We start from the raw sequence: 21,687 nt of genomic DNA, 5'->3' as shown, positions 1-21,687 counted from the left end.
ACCAAACCTAAGCTCAATCTAATCCTCATTTTCTTCAAATCATCACACGAACAACTCAGGAGAAAAAACATGACAACAAAACTCATTGCTAAAGTAACTTCTGAAGGAAAACTAGAAATTCCCACAGAAATTTTACAACAACTTCAACCTTTAACAGAATATGAAATATCAATTACAGACCAAGAGATTATTCTGAAAAAACAATCTAATGTAACGGTTGACTTAGATTCGTTTTTACAAGAATTAGATCAATTAGAACCTGATCCTGAACAACCAACCTTAGAAGAAATTAGTAAAATTGTCAAAGAAGTTAGACAAGAATTGTGGGGAAAATAATGAGAGTTGTTCTTGATGTTAATATCTGGATTTCTGCCTTATTATGGGGAGGTTTACCATCTCAAATATTACATCTATCCAGACAGAACAAAATAACTATTTTTGTTTCTGAATCTTTATTGGGAGAATTAGAAACAACTTTAAAACGTACCAAGTTTAAAAATCAGCTTGAAAAGCGAAATCATACCGTTGAATATTTAATCGCTATCACTCAAGGATTTTCTAATAAATGCCCCAATCTTTCTCTGAATGTACCCGAATTAAGAGATGTTAAAGATAATCATATTTTAGCAACTGCTTTATCCGCTCAGGCTGAAGTTTTAATTACGGGAGATCAAGACTTATTGGTGTTAGATAATTTTAGAGGAATACTGATTATGAAACCCACCGATTTTCTGAATCTTTATTATACTCTAACCTCGTAAATCATTCCAACTAGGAGGATTTTCAGCCGGATTTTGAAAAAGAACAGGTAGCCAAGAAGCACAGGGATAAATATGTTCTAAACTTTGTAATTTTTCTCTAGCTTCTCTTACTGATAAATACAAAGATTTTCCTCCAGAATAAGCACTTAAAAAGTAGTTTAAAAATTCCTGTGCTACCTGATCTGGTACAGGTTCACGCATTACAATAATTTGAGGAATATTTAATTGTGCTAATTCATTAGCTAAACCCAAACCATCACAGGAGTTAAAAATAGCAAGTTTTAATCCTGTTTCAATAGCTTTTTTTAAAGCATTTTTCAACTCAGAAATTGTAATTTTATCAGTAGCATTAATATAAATAATACCACTATTCTTATCTTTATTACTTGTACTATGTCCAGCAAAAAATAAAATATCCCATTGTTTTTCAAAAAGAGATTGATTGATGGTTTGACGAGTAGACTCCACAAGAAATGTAACTTCTGCATCAGGAGTAAATGTTTCAAGAAATCGACGTTCTTTTTCTGTATTTATATGATCAACAGACCCTAAAATAGCTAAAATAGCTACTTTATGTTTTTTATTATTATATGTTTGATTCACAGAAATTATCTGATATTGAAGTGAAGCAAATGCTATTTCTGCGTTGGGGTAATAGTCAAACAGTTCCCACAAATGCCAAGGTATTTGCTTCAGATAAATATTATCAGTTTGAATAATTATTCTAATTTCATCTTTTTTATGAAAAGTAGAAAATAAAGCATCTCTAACTACCATAAATGATTCAGATTTTAACCATTTATTAAGTTCTTCTTTTAAATTATTTTTTGATTCGTTAGGCTCAAGACTAGAAGAGTTAGTGATTGTTGTGGGTACTTTTTTAATTCTTACAGAAATTAGATTCAATTGTCGATATAAACATTGCCATGTTTTAAAAATGTCTAATATTTCAGGTGCTGGGGGGAGTTTCCCGCAGATACCTTGAATAAGACGCTCATCTTTTAAAATATCTACTACTACCCAAAAACCAGTTTCAAAATCTCCATAAAACACTATTTTTACTAGCACATTTTTAACCTTGAAAATAGAACAATAGTTTTAAAGTTAGGTGTATTTTCTTTTCCTAAGTTATTGAAATACTGTGATAAAGAATTAACCTAACTTTAATAAACATTGGCTAAATGATGAAATCCTCTCTAAATTTAGCACATCCCAAACTAATTTCGATGGAAAATGTCTCACTCACTTGACCTGAAAGCTCAAACTGAATCCAATTATCGTGATCTCTTGATTTTACTTTTGAAAATACTTCTTTATTTTCATCATAAATAATTAACTCAAGATTAGACGGTAAATGCAATTGTTCTTTCATAGGATAAACTCGAATAGTGATGATAAAATCCTGCTCAGTATCAGGTGTAATACCAACAACTAAAGCTAAGGATTGACCATCATTAGCTATTCCTAAGTTAATCTCTTTCCAACGCATTTGAGTTGAATTATTAACTGCTTTACGAGTTGGATACACCAAAGGGACATCTTCATTTTGCAATAAAGATTCAAAACTTAACCAAGCAGAATCCAACTTATCATTCAACCATTCACTCAAGGGTAAAGGATTCAGTAAATAGCGATATTGATGATAATTGTCCCGTACTTCTTCTAACTTTGGTTTACCATGTCTTCTCCATAAAGCATGGAGATTTTGTTCAGAGATCCCATATTTTCTTGCTAGTGCTGTAAAATTAGATTGAGAGTTTTCTTTTTTCTGGGCAATCAGTAACGCCAAGGTGCGTAAATTGCATTCAGGAATGCCAGAAGTTGTTTTTTTGCTAAAATTTTCATCCCTTTCAATAAAACGTTGTACAATTAGACTTTGTTCTAAAGTTTCAGCCTTTTCCAGTAAAAATTCTGGGTTATTATCATTATCAGGAACATCGGAAAAACTACTGTCTTGATTTTCGGTGATAATCGGCTGATCTAAACTCTGAATTACTTTCAAGGGTTGACGAGTTGAACGGTAAACATCGTAAATATCGAGAAGTAAGATACTGTTCACCCAATTAACGAAATGACTGCGGAATTGAGATTCTTGGATTTCAAGAATCAATCGTGCATTATACTTTCTATGTTTAAGCCATCCATAAAGTTTTTTATTAACAGCTTTCGATGTTGTTTCTAATGCGGTAGAATAACCACAGTGATTATACTTCCAAATATTAGGTAAGGAAGGAAATAAACCAATAATTTTGTCGAGAGTTAGCCGAGAATTTTGATTGTTAAGTTCATACAAAATAGATAGGGATATTCCGAACTGACTTACAACTATCCCATTGATTTCACTATCTTGGCAATAATCTACTTCTCGGCTTAAATGATACAAAACAGAAATCTCAACTCCATAGCATAAATAATAATCTAATATCAGTCTTTGTAAATACAGATCCATCTCCCTTTGCTCTCTTTTGGATAATAAAAGATCAACCTTCTCCAGTAAACCACAGGATAAGAGTTTTTCTTTCAAAGACTGGCGTTTTTGGTGGTTATTAGCTTGGTTACTCATGGTTTCTCCTCAAACATCGCTTTATCAACTCGCAGAGGTCGCATTAAGCGAAAAAATTCTCTGCTTATGTTGCTTATCGAAAGAAACAGAGAATTTATACACCAACTGGTGAAAAAATTTTTTTCCGTGAGTAAACCTCCCTCTACACCATTATAACTAAGGCAGAACTTATGCACTGCTCTCCCAGGGGTAAAAAAACCGTGTGTCCCTCGTTAGGGTTTAGGGGTGAAAGCTGGAGCTTATGTTCAGAAACCGGGTTTTTGCGTCAGTCCTATAAGGAACATCTATCCATCGAATTTTACAAAAACATTTTGCTAAGATAAAATTAATTTTTACAAAAATATTAATTTACAAAACTTGACAACTGTTTTGCATAATTCTAGGCTCTTTGATCAGATAACCCTCATAGAACAATCTGGGGGGAAACAAACCAACCACAGATAGTCATAACTTTAATATACAAAAAAACAATGAAAACCACAAAAATAATTAACCATTCCTTAGAAGCAGATTGGCAAATTCTTCAATGGTTTAATCCCCGTTTTTATAATGATTTTCTTGTAGAAGCGGTGGTATTACCCGATGTTTGTCCAGCCGGAATTATCCCGAATGGAACAATGGCAGTTGTCAAAAAAGATTGGCTTTCTAGCTTTGCTTTTCGGGAGGCTATTGGTGATATTGGTTGTGCCATGTCTCATGGGGTTATTGTCAATTTTAACTTAGATTTATTACCTACAGCATGGAATCATCTTTATCGTAAATTAAAAGGATTAAACAAAACAATTTTAGGTTCAGGAAATCATTTTATTGATGCTTGTATTAATCAGAACAACGAATTAGTAATTTTAGTTCATGTTGGCTCACGAATGACCTCTCCAGAAAAGAAGGAATTCAACTATAATTATGATTACCAAAATTACTTAAATCGAGCGTTTGAAAATCATGCTGAGATTTGGGATTGTATTCAAGAAATTTTGGGTGATTATAAAGATTTAATTGTTCTTCCCCATGATACAGTGATTCATGATGGTGGCTTTATGGTTTTGCGTAAAGGAGTTACCCATAGTCCAGTTAATGCTCCTATTTTAATCGCATCTTCCTTTGATGATGTTATCACTTTAGGAAAAGCTAATCAGGGAATTACTGAAATTGGTTGTTCTATGTCTCATGGTACAGGAAGATGTCGCTCTCGCGGTGAAGCCAAAGAAGTAGAAATTGATCAAAAATCTTTGCGTCAGCGTATTATTATTCCTGATGAATTAGATGATAAGAGTTGGCGTTTAGAGTCTCCGATTCATTATCGCAGAAGTGAGGATATTCTGCAAAAAATTGATTCATTTATTCAGGTAACAGATCAATTATTACCGATTGCTTTTATGGGGGGGTTTTAGGTTAGTAAGAATTAAACATCTGGTTTCGCAGAAGTGACCCTATTTTGGGATTGTAGCGATCGCACCTTAGCAAAACCTAACCTCCTTGTTACCCCCTAGTGTCAGGTGATGTTACAAAACTTTACATAAATTCCCCCCAAGTTTGCCTAAAAAGAGAAAGATTACTCCGTTACTGATTTAGTAAAAAGGATAGGTCTCGATTATGTTAAGCAACTTACGCTCAAATGATAAAGCAGGTAATCCACTTTTGTCTAATCAGACTAATATGAGGATCAACAGCCAAAAGCCTACTCGTAAGGATAAAGAACTGTTAATCAACTCCCCTCTACTTCTGAAAGCGTTAATGGGTGATGATTTATCAGATTGTGTGTGTTTAAATTTTTGGTATATTTATATCTTATCACAGACTCGGAGTTTTATGGATTATGAACTTGACCAACAACTTAAACAGTTAGCTAGTCAAGCTAAACTACTTGATTTAAAGAGTATAGAGCGTAAGAAAGTCCTCCATGAGTTAATACGTTTGATTCCTAAATCTCAAAAATTTAAAACCTTTCAAAATAAATATATTCATGAGCATATAGATATCTTAGATGAGGCTCTTCAAAAATCTTTTTGCTCTCTGAATAACTCCCTGGAAAATTATCAGATTCGTGAAGAACTTTTTATCTCGTGGTTTATCCAGATTTTGAACAATAAAATAATGGATGAATTTCGTAACATAAAACGAGAACAAAAACAACTTGAACAAGTAAAAAAAGAGATCATTAATCCAACAGATAATCCACCGGATAGCTCTATGACTCCTAGTCAAAAAATCCGAGAGATTATTACAGTTGACCCTGAAATCAAACTCCAAAAGAACGTCTCAAAAAAATATAAAGACTGGCGAATTCAAACTCATCTTAACTTCTTTATTTTTGTATTTGAAGTTAATTCCTTAGTGGGTTACTTTTTTCTTTACCTGTCCCTAATTATTACTATCCAAAAAGTTTTCTTACTAAGACTGGAGGGAAAATCTGCGAGAGAAATTGCTCTTGAGTTTGGTGTCAAAACAAAAAATCCTGAACAGACCGCCTTTCGTTGGATTGAGTATTTGGAAAAGAGTCAGGAAAGAAAAGCTGAATTAAATCAATACATTGATAGATATTTATCGGATTGGTAAGAAATTCGCCAAGAATATCTATAATAGAGAGACATTCATTCTAAGGTTCAAGAAAAAGAGGTACAATACCATGAAGTTACATCTAACAGAAATGACGAAGGATTTAACGATTACCATTCCTTTAAGAAAGCGAGATTTTGATTTAGCTAAAAAGTTGAGTCAACAACATGAACACTCTCAAAAACAACAGCAAATTTATCTCAATACTTTAAGTAGATGCGCTATTCACTCTTATTGTCAATATCTTGATATTGAGACTAATTTTGATGAATTGTTTTTAGAAAATAATCGTACAGATTACTTTACTGATTATTTTATGGATGTATCTGATTTAACTTTAAAAGGTTGGGGGAAAGTTGAATGTCGTGCTATTTTACCCGATTCAGAATTTTGTTATATTCCTCCTGAAGCTTTTTCAGATAGAATTGGTTATTTTATCATTGAGATTGACGCAGAAAATTGGCAAGCTAATATCCTTGACTTTTTGGCTCAAGTCACACAATCAGAAATAGATCTGAGTCAATTACACAGAAATCCTCAAACTTTTTTGGAAGTCTTAAGTTTATTGGATATTTTGAAGCAGCTTAATCAACAATTAGAAGAAAATCAGCCTTCTGTTAATGTTCAAAATCTCGTCAATTCTTCCCTTGGCAAAATTCAAGAGTCTGTCGAAGATTTAACTTTATGGTTAAACAATATATTGGGAGAGCAATTACCTGATGTTTTAGCAAATGCTATTAACTTTTTAGATCAAAAAACAAATCTAATTCAGCTACAGCAGTGGTTTTCAGGTGTTTTTAGCAATGGGTGGCAACCTGAAAAAAGGGCTTTAACGCTTAGTATTCAACCTGATCGTAACCTACAACCAGCTAATATTGAACAGCCAGAAGTGAATGGAGCAAAAGTCATTCGTTTAGGGATGCAAATTCCTCAAGAAACCGTAATCTTAATTCTTCGACAAAAACAACTTAGTGAAGCAGAAATAGAAGTAAATTTACGGTTATATCCCTCTGCTGAGGCAATGTATTTACCAGATGGAGTTAAACTGAGTGTATTAGATGAAACAGGTAATCCTATCCCTGAATTAGAAGCACAAGCGAGGGCTGATAATTGGTTACAACTTAAATTTACAGGCGAACCAGGAGATCAATTCAGTGTTAAAGTTAGTTTAGAAGAGAGTAGCATTACAGAAAACTTCTTGCTATAATTTTAGGGTGGACTATACCCACACCTGAGATTAATCTGATCACGATTCTCTTAAAATCATGACCCTAACAACTACCGAATACAAACATATTCAACTGAATGAAAATAATGTTCCGATTATTGCAGGAACAACCATGAAAGTAGTAGAATTAATGACTTCCGTAAAAGCCTACCAATGGACTCCAGAAGAATTACATGAAAACTACCCTCATGTTTCCCTGAGTAAAATTCATGCGGCGTTATCCTATTATTGGGATCATCAACAAGAACTTGATGCCGAAATGGAAAGAATCGAGCAATGGGTAGATAAAATGCGTCAAGAAACTGGCGAAACTCATATCGTCAAAGATTTAAGAGTCCAAGGATTAATTTAATGACTATTGCTCTGTATATGGATGAACAAGTTCCCAAAGCAATTACAATAGGATTACGTCAAAGAGGAGTGGACATTTTAACTGTTCAAGATGATGGCTTTACCAGTACACCTGATCCTATTGTCCTTGACCGTGCAACGGAATTGGGACGAGTCATCTTTTCTCAAGATGAAGATTTTCCCAATGAAGGTTTTCGCCGTCAAGCTGAGGGGATCTATTTTTCAGGGATAATTTATGCTCGTCAAACTCGTATTTCTATTGGTGATTGTATTCGGGATTTAGAATTAATTGCTAAAGTTTATGAACCTGAAGATTTTGCTAATATTGTGCAATATATTCCTTTATAAATTGGTTTAATTGTTTTAATAATCTTCCTGTCTAAAAACAAACTTTCTTGAAGAAACCTAGTTTCTTAGCTGATTAAAAAATCAATTTTAATTTTTGCATAATTCAGGCTTGATTTGAAAGATACATTATTAAGAGCAATTCAAGGAGCAAGTTAAGGTCTTGTAACTTGAGTAATTCTATCAAAGTTCCTGATTGAAAATTCAAGGTTTTACAATGCAAAAAGCAAAACATCTATACATCTCAGAGCGTATGGTTGAAGTTGTTAGTCTACACATGATTAAAAACGCTCTCCCAGAACAAACCAATCCACCTTTATTTAAAGCTATTGTGGGGCCTCCAGGGGAAGGCAAAACCTATCAATTGGATTTAATACTTAAACAAATGGGGGTTAAAACCTTTTTGATATCTGGAGGACAGTTTGAGAGTCCAGAAGCGGGTGCGCCTGCTCAAATGATTCGGAATAAATACATTCAAGCTGGACTAGCCATAGATAAAGGTGAATGTAAAGCGGCAGCAATCGTTATTAATGATGTTGATACAGGACTTGGTAACTGGGGTGAATTAGTGCAGTACACCGTCAATACGCAGACCATTTGCGGTGAGCTAATGCACCTAGCTGATTTTCCTAATGACGTAGAGGGACGAAAAACCCGCCGTATCGCCGTCTTCATGACAGGCAATGATTTGACGAGGCTCTATGCTCCTCTAATTCGTACAGGACGAATGAGTTTTTTCCATTGGCAACCCACTCCAGAGGAGATGACCCTGATACTAAGCCATAACATCTTCCCTGAGCTTACTCAGGCTGAGTGTCAGAAATTAGTGCGAGAATTTGCAGGGCAACCTACTGTTTTCTTCTCCCAAATCCGGTCAAGAACAGTTGATGAAAGTCTTTGGCTACAAGTACAAAAAGTTGGGTTAGAAAGCTTTTTTTCTAAATTGCAACACGGAGTCCCTCGTATTACTTACGAATCTGTTACCTATCAGAATTTAGTCAGAATTGGTCGTCTGTTAATAGAAGAAATTAATAGTAATGTTAATTGCTTAAGTTCTAATATTAATAGCCAACCCAATAACGAGTTTTTATCTCAATTCAAAAAAGCGATCACAGGTTAGATTGACTAACTTTTATTTGGGGTTTTAGTCAGCTAAAAACTGTATGACCCCAAGTGTTAACAAACTTTTTGTATCCTATTAGGAGAAAAATCAAATGGCTATAACCAAGACTATTACAACTACGGCTGCTCGCCTAGACTTAATCAAATTTCAAATTCGGTATGCCCTAAAAATGGCAGCAGGATTATCGGATTCGGGCTTAGATGTTGTTGACAAAATTTTAGGCGATAAGGTAGGAGAGACTTTTCATATTTATGGATTTAACTCTAGTAAATTATGTCGAGCGCAACTCGATATAAGTATCGACTGGAAAGAATATGGACTCCAAATTGATGCAGGTAAAAGCTACATAGCGATTGATGATCGATGGGTTGATGGGGCTTCTATCGAAATCCAAGAAGCGGCTAGAACCTTTGATAAATTCATCAAAAGCAACTCTTTAACTAGAGAGTATCGAGTTACCTTTGTCTATGGTACAGATATCTACAAATATGGCTTTGCCCCTGGAAGTCCTATTAATTGGTCTGGCGAAAAACAGGAGTTAATCACTTTAGGAATTGAAGAACTCCCTGAGTTAAAAATCGGTCTTTACGCTGCCTATTAATTTTAGTCAAAAGTGAGGTAATTAAAATGAATAACAATGGTGGAAAAGCAACCCCTAGTAGCGATGAAGTTCTTAATAGAGCAAAGCACACTCTAATACAAGTCATTAAAACCCTTATTTCTGAACCAGACAAATGTGTTAAAGAAGAAGGAATTAGAGTGTTTTTAAATCAAAATGTAGATGGCTTAGATGACGAATCCTTGAATTTAATTATTCAAAAAGTGTTCAACTTAGCGACTAAAATTGAATACTTAGAAACAGGCAAAAATCAAATTTCAATGAGTCATCTTCCTTCTGAAAATATCAATCAATCTTTTGAGATTATTGTCACGGAAGTAGAAAGAATTTTTGAAGATATAGCAAATGATTTAACTGATAAATCGGAGGAGAAACTTCCCGAAGATTGGGTTTCATTTGATGATAAAAGAGAAATAGATTGGTCTGTTGAAATTGCAAGAATGCAAGAACGAATTATTCGGCGCAGAGCGGGTGAAGAACTCACTGAGGATTAGATATAGCTTGATTGTGGCTTAATTCTTGAAGTTAAGAGATGTTTCTTAGAAACATCTCTTTATTTATATTATCTAGCAGGGCTGAGACTGTTTACCCCTACACATAATCTATCGGCGTAATTTATAAATTAATTGCTAAGATTTACAAACTCGAAGAATTGTGCTAATATTGTGTAATATACTGCTTAATTCAAAAAAATAAAAAGGATTAAAACTATGAATATCACTGTCCCCGATGAAATCTTAGCATCTGCTAAAATGTCAGAAGATGACATTAAATTAGAATTAGCTATTTTACTTTATCAACAGAAAAAAATTAGCACAGGACAAGCTCGCCGTTTAGCAGGAATGCACTTACTAGAATTTAGAAAAGAAATTGCTAGTAGAGGTATTTGTGTTAACTATGATGTTGAGGATTTTCAAGCCGATATTGAAACTTTAAAAAGACTAGGTGAATTATGATAGTTATTAGTGATACTTCACCTATTACTAGCCTAGCGGCTATTGGTAAATTAGATTTGTTACAACAAGTCTATGGCACGATTATTATACCCCAAGGAGTTTATAATGAAATGGCAAATTTAGGTTATGAAGTACCGGGAACAAAAGAAGTTAAAACTCTAGCTTGGATTGAAACTAAAACTGTTAGCAATTTGGCTTTAGTTGAACAGTTAAAAACGGAATTAGATCAAGGTGAATCAGAAGCGATCGCATTAGCCATTGAATTAAAAGCCGATTTACTGATCATAGACGAAAATCCAGGTAGGAATGTAGCTAAGATGTTAAATCTCAATTTGATTGGGATTTTAGGGATTCTTTTAATCGCTAAACAAAGAGGGTTTATTGCCAATACAAAACCTGTTATGGATGATTTAATCAATCTAGCAGGATTTCGCATTAATCCACAACTTTATGCTAATCTTTTAATAACGGCAGGTGAAATACCACCAACAGAGTAACCATAATGGGTAAATTAATTCTCTTTAAAATTGGTGAAGGTGACATTAATCAGGGTTTTCCCATCTTACTTCAGATGGGAGATGATGGCGCACCACCAGAAACGGACAAAAAAGGAATTTTACCCCCTTTATCCCAAATTATGCCACCTTTAGAAGAATGGCAAACTAATTTTCGAGATTTAGCTGATTCTCGTGGTATTAAGCCTCAACCAGCAACTAAAAACGCTTCTTTTTATCGGCAAAAAGCTGATGATGTCACCACCGCTATTAATAACTGGTTAAACTCCGATTTTCCTAAGTGGAAAAAAATTAGAGAAGCATTACAACGTTACTTAAATATTAATGATGAAATTCGGGTAATTATTCAAACAGAAAACCCTCAATTGCGTCAACTTCCCTGGCATTTATGGGATTTATTTAAAAAAGATTATCCCCATACAGAAATTGCTGTAAGTGCGCCCGAATATGAACCACCCCAGGGTAGAAAAACGCCCCCCAAAGGTAAGGTAAGAATCCTTGCTATTTTTGGTCAATCTCCTGATAAAAATATTCCTAACGAGATTAAAACTCAAAATGATTGGGAAGCAATTAATAGTTTACCCTACACCGAAATTAAACGATTAGATGAACCCACACCAGAGGAATTACGACAATGGTTATGGCATGATTTAGGATGGCATATATTATTTTTTGCTGGACATAGTGAAAGTGATACATTACGTGAAACGGGATGGATACAAATTAATCCTCAACAACGGATCACTATTTCTGAGTTAAAAAATGCTCTCAAAACTGCCATTGAAAACGGGTTACAATTAGCAATATTTAACTCTTGTGATGGTTTAGGATTAGCAAAACAATTAGAAGACTTACACCTCCCTCAAGTAATGGTAATGAGGGAAAAAGTGCCTGATAAAGTAGCACAGCAATTTTTACGCCATTTTCTCACGGCTTTTGCTGGAAATCATGCTTTATACATGGCATTACGAGAAGCGAGACTCAAATTAGAAGATGACTGGGAAATGCAATATCCGGGGGTGAGTTGGCTTCCCGTTATTTCTCAATATCCCGCGATACAACCTCCTACCTATCAAGGTTTACACACTGGTGGCAAAGCTAAACCTTTAATATTTCAAAATTTTCAGTTACGAAAAAATCCTTTAGTAAGTAATACAGGGAAGTTATTAAAATCTCTGTTGTCTCAACTTATTCAAGCTGAAAGAGCAAGAAACTTTGAATTAGTAATTAATCTAGGGGAACAAATTTTAAAAATAGATATTCAACATCAAATTGCTCGTACTAAAACGGCTCAAGCTTACAAACAAAGAATATTAAATTACTATAATCAAGGAAAATACGATGAAGCAATTAAAGATGGTGATCGCGCTATTGAGTTAAAGCCTGATTTTGCGGAAATTTACTATCAACGTGCTAGAGCATATTATCAAAAAAATAACTTCCAAGAAGTAATTGAAAATTGTACTAAAGCTATCAATTTAAAGAAAGAAGCTGATTATTATTGGCAACGGGGTTTAGCTTACTACGAAAAAAATAATTATGATCAAGCCATTTTAGATGCAGAAAATTCTATTAAACTTAATCTAAGTTCGACTAAAGCTGACTATTATTATCTATCTGGTAGAAGCCTTTATGCTAAGGCTATATCTATTATAGCACCACAAGCTGTAGAATCTACTTTTATGATTGTTTATCCTCCTAATTTTTACTATCCTCTATTTTCTATTGATCCCGAAAAGTCAAAGCAAATGAATTCACTACTTGGAGAGGCATTGAATTTTTTGAATAAAGCAATACAAGCTAACCCAAATTTAGTAGCCAATTATTACTGGCTTCGTGGTTTATGCTATTTAGCTCAAGGTAATCAAGACTTTGCTATTAAAGACTTCAATGAAGCTAATAACCTTAATCGTAATCAAACGAATTATAATTATAATTATTTAATGGGTTTAAGTTATCAAACCAAAAATGATCAAGACTGGGCAATTATTTACTTTTCTTTCGCAATTCTTAATAATCCGTCAAAAACAGAATATTACTATTGTCGCAGTTTAAGTTACTTTAATCGTGGTAAAAGTATCGTACAAAACTTAATTGATTGGGAAAATCGTTATAAAAATGACCCTCAACTGGCTATGCTGTTCAAGGGCAATAACAAAAGTGATGATATGTTGGCTTTGGAAGACATCGAAAAAGCTCGTGAACTTGAAAAAGAGCCTTTACACTGGGGATTTTCGCAATTAAAGTATCAAATTGAAAAACGAATGTCAGGACGACGGTAAATCTTCAGTATCATAATCAGAAACAATCTGATCATAACGTTCACGAGCATCAGCAGGTAAATCCTCTATTGGCATTTCAGTGACAGATACTTTGCGATTTGATTGTGAGCGAGAACCTATTTTACTTTTAGATGTTCTCACATGATTAATTTCTGCCAGAATATCTGTTTGTAAAACTTTTCTTTCCTCACCAATTCTTTCTACAGCGCAACTAGCTGAAGCAATTACCACATTTAAAATATCACCTCCTGCAAGTCCATCAGATACATCACCTAACCATTCTGGAGTTACATTATTATCTCTAGGAATTTCGGCAACTAATAGGTATTCCCAAAGCTTAATTCTACATTCTTGATCTGGTAATTCAAACTCTATATGACTTAAGATTCGGCGCACAAATGCTTGATCATAATTACCTGCTAAATTAGTTGCAAAAATCACTACACCATCAAATTTATCTAACTCCAGTAACATTGTTGAGCGACTAACATTGACACCATGATCCGCACTTTGAGTAACATTAGTTAATCGTTTACCTAAAATAGAATCAGCCTCATCAAAAAATAAAACAGCCTTAGTTTCTTTTGCTTTTTTAAAAGCAGCAGTAATATTTTTGGGGGTTTCACCTACATATTTTGATTCAATTTCAGCATAGTTAATCTTAATAATTTTTCGCTGAAGATAATGGGCGATCGCTTCTGCACAAAAACTTTTACCAGTACCAGGTAAACCAAACAAATTAATCGCCACTCGATTACCATGAGGATCAATTTTTTTCAAATTCCATTCATTATATAACACATCATGGAAACGTAAACGATTAAGTGTAGTTTCAATTCGATTCCGCACGGTTGCCGAGACAATTAAATCATCCATGCTTCTGATAGGTTCCTCAGCAATAAATGTCTCCATTCTTTCTAACCAAGAAAATCCTTTTTTAGCGGGTTTAGAAGGAGAAGGTTCATCAGTATTTTGATTCATTGATTTTGGTGGTTGTTGATTCCAAGAAGTGGGCATAGTGTTTCCTCAAAAAACTAATTATTTCATCAAACCAATTTATTCAAGATATTCCATAATATCTTTTGTTAGATGACCCCTTGCTTCAAGTTCAGCAACTAAATCAGGATCATCAATTTCATCTAGGTTATAAGTTGTTTCTGAAATCCTTTTTGTTTCACCCAGGGGCTTAACTTTAACAAATATACGACTTCTAACAGCACCAATCAAATTATCAAGCTCGATCCACGCATCCATTAGCATACTATTTTCCAAGCCTTGCTCACGCAACCAAGCGGCAACTTGATCTCTAATATCTCTCCAAAATCGTGCTATAAGAAATCCCATGATTACAGGAACAGCTATGGATACAGCAACGGCTAAAATGCGCCCCCAACTCATAAAAATCTCCTATACAGTTTGTGATTGTACCCAAGGAAAATCCCAATTTCGATAAGTCGTATTTCTGCCACTGCGAAGAAATTCTGAGCGAATAGATTCTGGTAAATTCTCCCAATTTTGTTCGGTAGTAATTCTAAAAGATGTTTCATCCTCACATACTATATCAAGACAGACTTGAACATTAAGATTTCCAGATTGGCGTGTAAAAGTTAAAGTAACTGAATTGACAGTTTCATTAATTAATATTACCAATTCTGGATTATGCGTCCCTGTGAGAGTTTGTAAAATCACATCTACTGGTTGATGCAATTTTCTAGCTAATACTTCTGCAAGTTGACGATCAATCCATTGGTCAATATCAGTACGATTAGCTTTTTCTGTTTCTTTAATTAAACGATCAAAGAACATAATTCCTCCACTAATAACAATACCCGCAACAGCAATCCATAGATAACTACGCATTTTCATTTTTTACCTCTTGTTTATGAATAAAATTAATTTTCATCTGCCTTGCCCATCTTAATCTTTTTCCTCTCTTTGAATAAAAGCTTCACGCACCTCATCAGGCAGATCATGATCATAAAAATCAATTTCTTCCTCTATTACCACTTTTTGGGCTTTGTTAAATGTTATTTGTCTAACCCACTGATTAGGAGACATAATAATACCATCTAGGGTAGCAAAAGTTTGACGGACTATTGGAGCAAAAATGGGTAGTTTTTCTTCAAACCAAGGAAATAAACTATCCAAAGCCCATTGTAAAACTTGATTCCAGATACGCATTTTTGTTCCTCCCTCTTATTTGTCAATGAAATTAATTTTCATAAGTCAGATCATCTTTTTCTAGTTTATCATCCTGTATTTTTGTAATATCCCATTCAGTCATTTTTTCTTCTCTTCTTAAAAAAGCTTCACGGACATCATCAGGTAGATTATAGAAATCAACCTCTACTGTTTCACTCCTTTGTTTCACTTTGGGAAAAGAATCACTGCTATGAAGAACAGGAATTAACCAAGATGTAACTCGTCTCACCCATGTATCTGATGATTCTTGTTCAAATTGCATTACTTGCTTGAGTAAATATTGACGAACTTCTTGCCACGACTGTTTGATTTTGCTATAAGCAGGTGAACCAACTTTATCAACAACAGTAAAAGCTATACGAACTATCGGTGCAAGAGTAGGGATCTCTTGATCAACCCAAGGCAATAAACTATCTATAGCCCATTGTAGAACTTTGTCCCAGAGAATGACGGCAAATCCGGCAAATAATGTTATCAAAGTCGAAAATGTAACAATAACAAGTCTTCCGTTCATAATTCATGTTTCCTTGGGATATAATGTTATTATATTTATTTGCTGTTGTCGCATACGTTGTTCACGAATTTTAGATGGTAGTTTATCCCAATCTATTAACGCCGGAACTTTTTGAACTTTACGTAAACCTTCTTTAAGAAAGTAAATTTCAATTGTGCGGTTGTACATCCAACTATCTTGCTGTTCATAATTTATTCTAATCATAACAATTAATTTTTTAACATCTTCTATAAGTCTATCACCACCGATCGCACCATCTTCTAAAAGAGACAAATTTTTTTCTTCTAGGAAAATGTGTACCGCATTCAGACAAATAGGAAGCGGTTTCTGGAGATGATCCCGAATAAATTGGCCAATTGCTAGGTAAATCACCCTCTGCTCTCGCAAATTATCATCAGGTTCAGTCTCAGCAAATATTTCAGGTAGTTTTTCAGCCAAATTTTTAACAGGGTCAGATGCTTGAGAAAATGTTGTCCTGATACTGCACCAAAAATCCCTCAAATCTTTATTTATAAACTCGATCAATTTGACACTAACCTGGTCAGAGAACTCTGACAATGATTCTTTGTCCCTGTCGTTTTCATTCACGGTTTTTCCTCCATTGTTCATGATACTATTTTAAGTTATTATATGCTGCGCCTGCATCTAAATTCTATAATTAGAAATACCCGACAACCGACACCGATCTCCGTAACACAGTCTAAACGCTTAACAGCTTCTTACTATACACTAAATATTATCCTATACGTTTGTAGATGTCAATTTTTTTTGAAATTTACAAATATTCACAAAATACCCCGAAACTGAATTGAAAGAAAACTAAGCAGAAACTTGATTAAACTCTTTCCATAAATCCGAGGCTTTAGTTTTTCCTATGAAAGTTAAAAATTGTAGGTTGGGTTTCGTTACTTCAACCCAACTTTCATAAGGTTTTTTTTGGGTTGCGCTACCAAGTTTGTAGTTACTTTTAGTTAGTCAATATTTACTGTAATGACATTGACGTTACAATGTGGTAAAATAGTATTATCAACTATTTAGTGTCAGCAATATGACCAGTCAAAATCCTCGTACCACCCTCAATTTAAGAATTAAACCCGAAGACCGTGATTTGATTGATTTAGCCGCTAAAAGTATGGGTAAAAACCGCACTGATTTTATTTTAGAGTCAGCAAGGGCGGCGGCGGAAGATGCTTTACTTAATCAGACAATTTTTTTTGCTACTCCCAAAACTTATGAGGAGTTTATTACCCGGCTTGATGCACCACCCCAACCCAACCAACAGTTATTAAAAACGATGAAAACTAAAGCACCTTGGGAAGATTAAATGAATTTTAGCCTTCCCCAACCTCTCAATTCTGACCATTTAATTAGTGATTTTAGCTGTGGTAGGTTATCCTGGTTCGGAGGAAGAACCAGAATAACCCACAATAACCCCCTTTGTGTCTTCGTGTCTTTGTGGTTCCTTCTACAGTTAAAAAAAAGCCAACTCTTGTTAAAGAAATCCGCTTTTTAATCCTCCCTTACTAAAAGAGAGTTATAGGGAGACTAATGAATCAACTCAATCGCTCGTTTCGTCAACGCTTCCGAAGTAATGCCATTAAATGCCATTAATTCCCCTGCACTGGCGGTGGTTTCGCCTCGTTTCCAAGCAAAGGTATCCCGCTTAGAATTGCTGCGTAACATAATCGGTTCTAACATTAAACTTGACCCGCCTGTTACTCCAATTAACGCATCTCCAGCAAACAGTTGATTAAAGGTTTCATCACTGGCAAAATCGTTATCCGGTTCCGAACAAGTCTCGGATAAAACATCGTGAGAACGATATAAACGCCGAGGGTTAATAATAGAAACAATTCGCACTCCAATTCCTTCAGTTTCCAAAAATGCCGCCGCTTCAAACACCGGAATTAAGGTCATATCCCCAATAACCGCAAACACAACGGTTTTATCCCCAGGGACTTCCTGTAACACCACAGCCCCATCTTTTAACCCTTGGCGAGTTTGTTCAAACGTCGTGCGGATGGGTAACGGAGACTTACTAGCAGTAATAATAATGCTCTTATTTTTGGTTGTTAAAGCCCAATCGTAGCACACTTGAATGCTATTCGCATCAGGGGGAAATACCGGGAAAACGTTGCCACTCCGCATCATCGCCGCAAAATAGGCTTCAATTTCCGGCCGTTGGTGTGTCCAGCCATTCCGCCCCTGTTCTAACGCCCCTGCGGTGAATAAACAGACTGTTGAGGGGGTAGCACGTCGTAACTCGGCCATGGCTTGGGCTACTGTTTGCAAAATCGGAACCCCGTTAATAGCAAAAGATTCATAGGAACACCATAAAGTTCTCGCTCCTAATAAGGATAATCCGACTGCTAAACCCGCACAAGCATCTTCGCTTAAGGGTTCATAAACTTGCCCTTGGGGTTGTTGGAAATAAGTATTATCCGTTGTCGGGTGAATAATCTTTAATCCCTGGTTAATATTGTTAATTCCAGAAGCGGCATTTCCATCGGCATTGGTAACAATAAAATGGGGATCTTTTTGCCCAACATAAACGACTAATGACCCCATTGCCGTTGTTGCCACTTTCGGATCACCGCCAACCGAATATTCTTCTAGGGGTAATTCACCCAAATCAGGTAAATGGTAATCAAACTCAGTGACAACGGTTTTAGCCGCAGGGCCACCACTGGATCGTTCTAAATTGGTTCGCACTAATTCCCAAGCTGCGATCGGTAAGGCCCGCTCTTTCAAAGCGTTAATAATGTGGGGACTATCTAAAGTATCCCCTGGATAAAGGTTGTGAGATTTCGCACCGCGAGCGTGAACCCCTGCCCCTTTCAATTGTTTAATAATAAACACGGTTAATTTACCTCCTAAAGCCGATTTTGCAGCTTTATCTATTGCTACTAAAATGGCTTGGGTAAATTCAATCCGCTTATTAATCGAAAAGGCGGTACTATCAACATAATCACCGGGTTGATTTTGGTCATCAAACTCTTTAGCATCGACTAAAATCACTTCTGAAAATCCATTCCCTTTCCAATAGGCAATCATTTCTTCATTGGTTTTTGTCGAAACCATGCTATGATGTTCTTGGCTGTAACCGTTCCACACCAACACAGGCAAGAAATTGGTCACGTTAGGATAGGCAGTGTTGAAGTGCATCATGCTACTCATGGGGTAAGGTTCGCCCATGCCCCCATCGCCGAGAGTGAACGGAAATAGGACATTTCGGTGTAACAACGCCCCAGCCATGGCAAAATGTTGTCCTTGACCCAAGGGCCCTGCGGGGTTGAGCAAACCCGGAATATAGCCGGAAAGGTGGCCGAGAAGTCCATGTTTTTCGCGGAAGCGATCGCGCAATTGTTGAACGGTGAAAATCCCCATATCCTCTAGGGAACGATCTAAGAATACCGCACTATAAAACCCTGGGGCATGGTGTCCCACTTCTGTCATAATATTTTTATGACCGAGCATCACTAACGCGGCATAAGCTTCTACACTAGAGGCAAATCCGCCAGGGTGTCCAGACGCTTTACTCGCAGTAATTTGTAAGGTTAAATAACGCAGAGCATCGGCATAAAGCAAGGTTTGATAAGCGGCTGTGGCATCATGGGGATCAGAAATCGCTACACTATTTTCAGCAATAATTGGAGTTTTACCATAGCTGTCAAATTCGGGGAAACTCTCGCTAAAATATTGAATTCCTTGACAAAATTCTGGTAATGTTGTTGCTGTCATGTTTAATCCCTTTTCGGTCATTCTAATTTTTTGAGTTAAGATTTATTTTACAATTGGTTGTCGCTAAAAATGATTATATTTTTCAACAGGGGAGATAAATTAAAATCATTGATTTCAATAAATAGGTAAAAAATCAGTCTGTTATTACAGTGTTATGGGAGTATTTTAGCCCGGTTGCAAATTCTTGGCATATCGTTACCATAGAAGAAACTCTAACTTAATTTGAACAAACTGAAACCTTGATTATGAATACACCACTCCCTCCCGCATCTTCACGTTCTGCTTTCCTAGAAAAAGTATATTGGATTGCTGACCCCCTTGATTATATGGATACCTACGCCCGAAAATATGGGGATATCTTTACCAATTATATTCTCGGTGCAAACACTCCTTGGATTTTTGTTAGTGAGCCCCAAGGTATTCAAAAAGTTTTAACGGATGATATCTTTGAAGCTCCAGGTTCGGTGAATAAAATTTTATCCCCTTTAACTGGAGATAACTCTATCTTTCTGTTGGAGGGCGATCGCCACAAACGAGAACGAAAATTATTAATGCCATCCTTTCATGGGGAAAGAATGCGAGACTATGGGGAATTAATCACGGATATTACCCAAAAAGTCATCGATCAACTATCCGAAGGACAACCTTTTATTGCTAGAGAAACAATGCAAGAAATTTCCTTAGATGTAATTCTAAGAGTGGTTTTTGGGGTATATACAGGAGAACGATATAGTCAGTTGAAACAGCTATTGTCAGGAATGTTAGACGTTTTTAAATCTCCCTTGAGTTCCAGTTTTTTATTCTTTCCAATTTTACAAAAAGATTTAGGAGCTTGGAGTCCTTGGGGATATTTCTTGAAACAGCGTCAAAAAATTGATGAGTTATTATATGCAGAAATTCGAGAACGTCGTGAAAACCCGGATGAATCTCGAAAAGATATGCTGAATTTAATGATCGCTGCACGGGACGAAGACGGCAACCCGATGACGGATCAAGAATTACGAGATGAGTTATTAACATTCTTATTTGCCGGACATGAAACGACTGCTACAGCGATGTCATGGGCATTATATTGGATTCATTGCCAGCCAGAAGTCCATGAAAAATTAAGGTCAGAGTTAACAAATTTGCCCTTGAATGCTGATGGAATGGATATTTTTCGCTTGCCTTATTTAACAGCCGTTTGTCAGGAAACTTTGCGAATTTATCCCGTCGCCATGTTAACATTTGCGCGCACTAATAAAGAATCAGTGGATTTGATGGGTTATCAATTACCCCCAAAAACTCAAGTGGTGGGTTGTATTTATTTAACCCATCGCCGGGAAGATTTGTATCCGCAAGCGGATCAATTTAAACCGGAACGCTTTTTAGAACGTAAGTTTTCTCCCTATGAATTTTTGCCCTTTGGAGGCGGAAGTCGTTTATGTTTAGGGATGGCCTTAGCTCAATATGAAATGAAGTTAGTGTTAGCTACAATTTTGTTAAATTATGAGTTAAATTTGTTGGAAAAACAACCTGTAAAAGCAGTCCGTCGAGGGGTAACTTTAGCACCCAAAGGAGGGATTAAAATGCAACTCCTGAATAAACGTTCACAGCCCCAAAAAACTATCGATTTAGTCCGTACAGTGTAGTCTAGTTTAGACCTGTAATATCCACGAAAAATATCCAGGTTTAGTGCTAGAATCGACTCAGGGGGATAAAAACTTTTAACAAGGTTTTTATTCTCCATACCCAGGGATATATCAAAGATGAATAAGGGACAATAAATTGACCCGAAAAGCCAACAGATTAACCCCTTTAACAATCAATTCTTGAGTCAGCAATTGATTAAACTTAACCTCTATACAAAAAGTTAGTTTTTGTTTAGAATTGAGATAGATAATTAAAATAGGTCTTCTATTGTCATAATCATTAAAATACCCAGATCTGAT

The 21,687-nt window shown here is 35.6% G+C and carries 24 protein-coding genes; 15 read left to right on the top strand and 9 right to left on the bottom strand.

Annotation, left to right across the window (positions count from 1 at the left end):
* The first annotated feature begins 69 nt into the window (after window positions 1–69).
* Both NMK36_RS19570 and NMK36_RS19565 read left to right on the top strand, forming a co-directional pair.
* Window positions 70–336, top strand: a complete 267-nt coding sequence (locus tag NMK36_RS19570; protein ID WP_254174457.1) for a hypothetical protein — start codon at window positions 70–72, stop codon at window positions 334–336.
* A complete protein-coding gene (locus tag NMK36_RS19565) occupies window positions 336–761 on the top strand; it encodes a putative toxin-antitoxin system toxin component, PIN family (RefSeq protein WP_254174456.1) in 426 nt (141 codons plus the stop codon). Before NMK36_RS19570 ends, NMK36_RS19565 begins: the two co-directional genes overlap by 1 nt.
* Here the strand turns inward: NMK36_RS19565 and NMK36_RS19560 are convergent.
* Both NMK36_RS19560 and NMK36_RS19555 read right to left on the bottom strand, forming a co-directional pair.
* Window positions 750–1,829 (bottom strand): CHAT domain-containing protein, encoded by a 1,080-nt coding sequence (locus NMK36_RS19560; protein WP_254174455.1) that lies wholly within the window; start codon window positions 1,827–1,829, stop codon window positions 750–752. The genes NMK36_RS19565 and NMK36_RS19560 overlap by 12 nt on opposite strands.
* Before the next feature lie 109 nt (window positions 1,830–1,938).
* Window positions 1,939–3,324: a DUF1822 family protein gene (locus NMK36_RS19555; protein ID WP_254174454.1), complete on the bottom strand. Its 1,386-nt coding sequence runs from the start codon at window positions 3,322–3,324 to the stop codon at window positions 1,939–1,941.
* A gap of 470 nt (window positions 3,325–3,794) precedes the next feature.
* Here NMK36_RS19555 and NMK36_RS19550 point away from each other — a divergent pair, with 470 nt between their 5' ends.
* The 11 genes from NMK36_RS19550 (at window position 3,795) to NMK36_RS19500 (ending at window position 13,299) form a co-directional block, all read left to right on the top strand.
* Window positions 3,795–4,715 (top strand): RtcB family protein, encoded by a 921-nt coding sequence (locus tag NMK36_RS19550; RefSeq protein ID WP_254174453.1) that lies wholly within the window; start codon window positions 3,795–3,797, stop codon window positions 4,713–4,715.
* Between the two features lie 202 nt (window positions 4,716–4,917).
* Entirely contained in the window at window positions 4,918–5,880 is a 963-nt protein-coding gene (locus tag NMK36_RS19545; RefSeq protein ID WP_254174452.1) for a hypothetical protein, read from the top strand.
* 70 nt (window positions 5,881–5,950) lie between these two features.
* On the top strand, window positions 5,951–7,087 hold the full coding sequence (locus tag NMK36_RS19540) for a DUF1822 family protein (RefSeq protein WP_254174451.1): 1,137 nt from the start codon (window positions 5,951–5,953) through the stop codon (window positions 7,085–7,087).
* Window positions 7,088–7,145: 58 nt separating this feature from the next.
* Complete coding sequence (locus tag NMK36_RS19535; protein ID WP_254174450.1) at window positions 7,146–7,460, top strand: DUF433 domain-containing protein; 315 nt, start codon at window positions 7,146–7,148, stop codon at window positions 7,458–7,460.
* Window positions 7,460–7,807, top strand: a complete 348-nt coding sequence (locus NMK36_RS19530) for a DUF5615 family PIN-like protein (protein WP_254174449.1) — start codon at window positions 7,460–7,462, stop codon at window positions 7,805–7,807. The genes NMK36_RS19535 and NMK36_RS19530 overlap by 1 nt, the downstream gene beginning before the upstream one ends.
* A 214-nt stretch (window positions 7,808–8,021) precedes the next feature.
* The gene (locus tag NMK36_RS19525; protein WP_254174448.1) at window positions 8,022–8,924 is read left to right on the top strand and encodes an AAA family ATPase; all 903 of its coding nucleotides are present in this window, start codon (window positions 8,022–8,024) and stop codon (window positions 8,922–8,924) included.
* Window positions 8,925–9,018: 94 nt separating this feature from the next.
* Window positions 9,019–9,528, top strand: coding sequence for a hypothetical protein (locus tag NMK36_RS19520; protein ID WP_254174447.1), 510 nt, complete (start codon window positions 9,019–9,021; stop codon window positions 9,526–9,528).
* Window positions 9,529–9,554: 26 nt separating this feature from the next.
* Window positions 9,555–10,040, top strand: coding sequence for a hypothetical protein (locus NMK36_RS19515; RefSeq protein ID WP_254174446.1), 486 nt, complete (start codon window positions 9,555–9,557; stop codon window positions 10,038–10,040).
* A 216-nt stretch (window positions 10,041–10,256) separates the two neighbouring features.
* Window positions 10,257–10,502, top strand: coding sequence for a UPF0175 family protein (locus NMK36_RS19510; RefSeq protein WP_254174445.1), 246 nt, complete (start codon window positions 10,257–10,259; stop codon window positions 10,500–10,502).
* Window positions 10,499–10,999: a DUF3368 domain-containing protein gene (locus tag NMK36_RS19505; protein ID WP_254174444.1), complete on the top strand. Its 501-nt coding sequence runs from the start codon at window positions 10,499–10,501 to the stop codon at window positions 10,997–10,999. Before NMK36_RS19510 ends, NMK36_RS19505 begins: the two co-directional genes overlap by 4 nt.
* A gap of 5 nt (window positions 11,000–11,004) precedes the next feature.
* Window positions 11,005–13,299 (top strand): CHAT domain-containing protein, encoded by a 2,295-nt coding sequence (locus NMK36_RS19500; RefSeq protein ID WP_254174443.1) that lies wholly within the window; start codon window positions 11,005–11,007, stop codon window positions 13,297–13,299.
* On the opposite strand, the gene NMK36_RS19495 is transcribed toward NMK36_RS19500, so the two are convergent.
* The 6 genes from NMK36_RS19495 to NMK36_RS19470 all read right to left on the bottom strand — a co-directional run bounded on the left by NMK36_RS19495 (window position 13,285) and on the right by NMK36_RS19470 (window position 16,603).
* Entirely contained in the window at window positions 13,285–14,280 is a 996-nt protein-coding gene (locus tag NMK36_RS19495; protein ID WP_254174442.1) for an ATP-binding protein, read from the bottom strand. The two genes, NMK36_RS19500 and NMK36_RS19495, sit on opposite strands and share 15 nt — an antisense overlap.
* A 75-nt stretch (window positions 14,281–14,355) precedes the next feature.
* Window positions 14,356–14,697: a hypothetical protein gene (locus tag NMK36_RS19490; RefSeq protein ID WP_254174441.1), complete on the bottom strand. Its 342-nt coding sequence runs from the start codon at window positions 14,695–14,697 to the stop codon at window positions 14,356–14,358.
* Window positions 14,698–14,706: 9 nt separating this feature from the next.
* Complete coding sequence (locus NMK36_RS19485) at window positions 14,707–15,165, bottom strand: hypothetical protein (protein ID WP_254174440.1); 459 nt, start codon at window positions 15,163–15,165, stop codon at window positions 14,707–14,709.
* Between the two features lie 51 nt (window positions 15,166–15,216).
* On the bottom strand, window positions 15,217–15,480 hold the full coding sequence (locus NMK36_RS19480) for a hypothetical protein (protein ID WP_254174439.1): 264 nt from the start codon (window positions 15,478–15,480) through the stop codon (window positions 15,217–15,219).
* A 31-nt stretch (window positions 15,481–15,511) separates the two neighbouring features.
* Entirely contained in the window at window positions 15,512–16,015 is a 504-nt protein-coding gene (locus tag NMK36_RS19475; protein WP_254174438.1) for a hypothetical protein, read from the bottom strand.
* A gap of 3 nt (window positions 16,016–16,018) precedes the next feature.
* Window positions 16,019–16,603, bottom strand: coding sequence for a hypothetical protein (locus tag NMK36_RS19470; RefSeq protein ID WP_254174437.1), 585 nt, complete (start codon window positions 16,601–16,603; stop codon window positions 16,019–16,021).
* A gap of 460 nt (window positions 16,604–17,063) precedes the next feature.
* Between NMK36_RS19470 and NMK36_RS19465 the strand changes: the two genes are divergently transcribed.
* On the top strand, window positions 17,064–17,339 hold the full coding sequence (locus NMK36_RS19465) for a DUF1778 domain-containing protein (RefSeq protein WP_254174436.1): 276 nt from the start codon (window positions 17,064–17,066) through the stop codon (window positions 17,337–17,339).
* A gap of 221 nt (window positions 17,340–17,560) precedes the next feature.
* Here the strand turns inward: NMK36_RS19465 and NMK36_RS19460 are convergent, their stop codons facing one another.
* The gene (locus tag NMK36_RS19460; protein ID WP_254174435.1) at window positions 17,561–19,756 is read right to left on the bottom strand and encodes a phosphoketolase; all 2,196 of its coding nucleotides are present in this window, start codon (window positions 19,754–19,756) and stop codon (window positions 17,561–17,563) included.
* A gap of 245 nt (window positions 19,757–20,001) precedes the next feature.
* On the opposite strand from NMK36_RS19460, the gene NMK36_RS19455 reads away from it, so the two are divergent.
* The gene (locus NMK36_RS19455; protein WP_254174434.1) at window positions 20,002–21,387 is read left to right on the top strand and encodes a cytochrome P450; all 1,386 of its coding nucleotides are present in this window, start codon (window positions 20,002–20,004) and stop codon (window positions 21,385–21,387) included.
* Window positions 21,388–21,687: the final 300 nt, after the last annotated feature.

This window comes from Planktothrix pseudagardhii, assembly GCF_904830925.1.
In the GTDB taxonomy this organism is placed as follows: domain Bacteria; phylum Cyanobacteriota; class Cyanobacteriia; order Cyanobacteriales; family Microcoleaceae; genus Planktothrix; species Planktothrix tepida.
The sequence above is the reverse complement of the archived record's forward strand: the minus strand, read 5'-3'. Positions and strand labels throughout refer to the sequence as shown.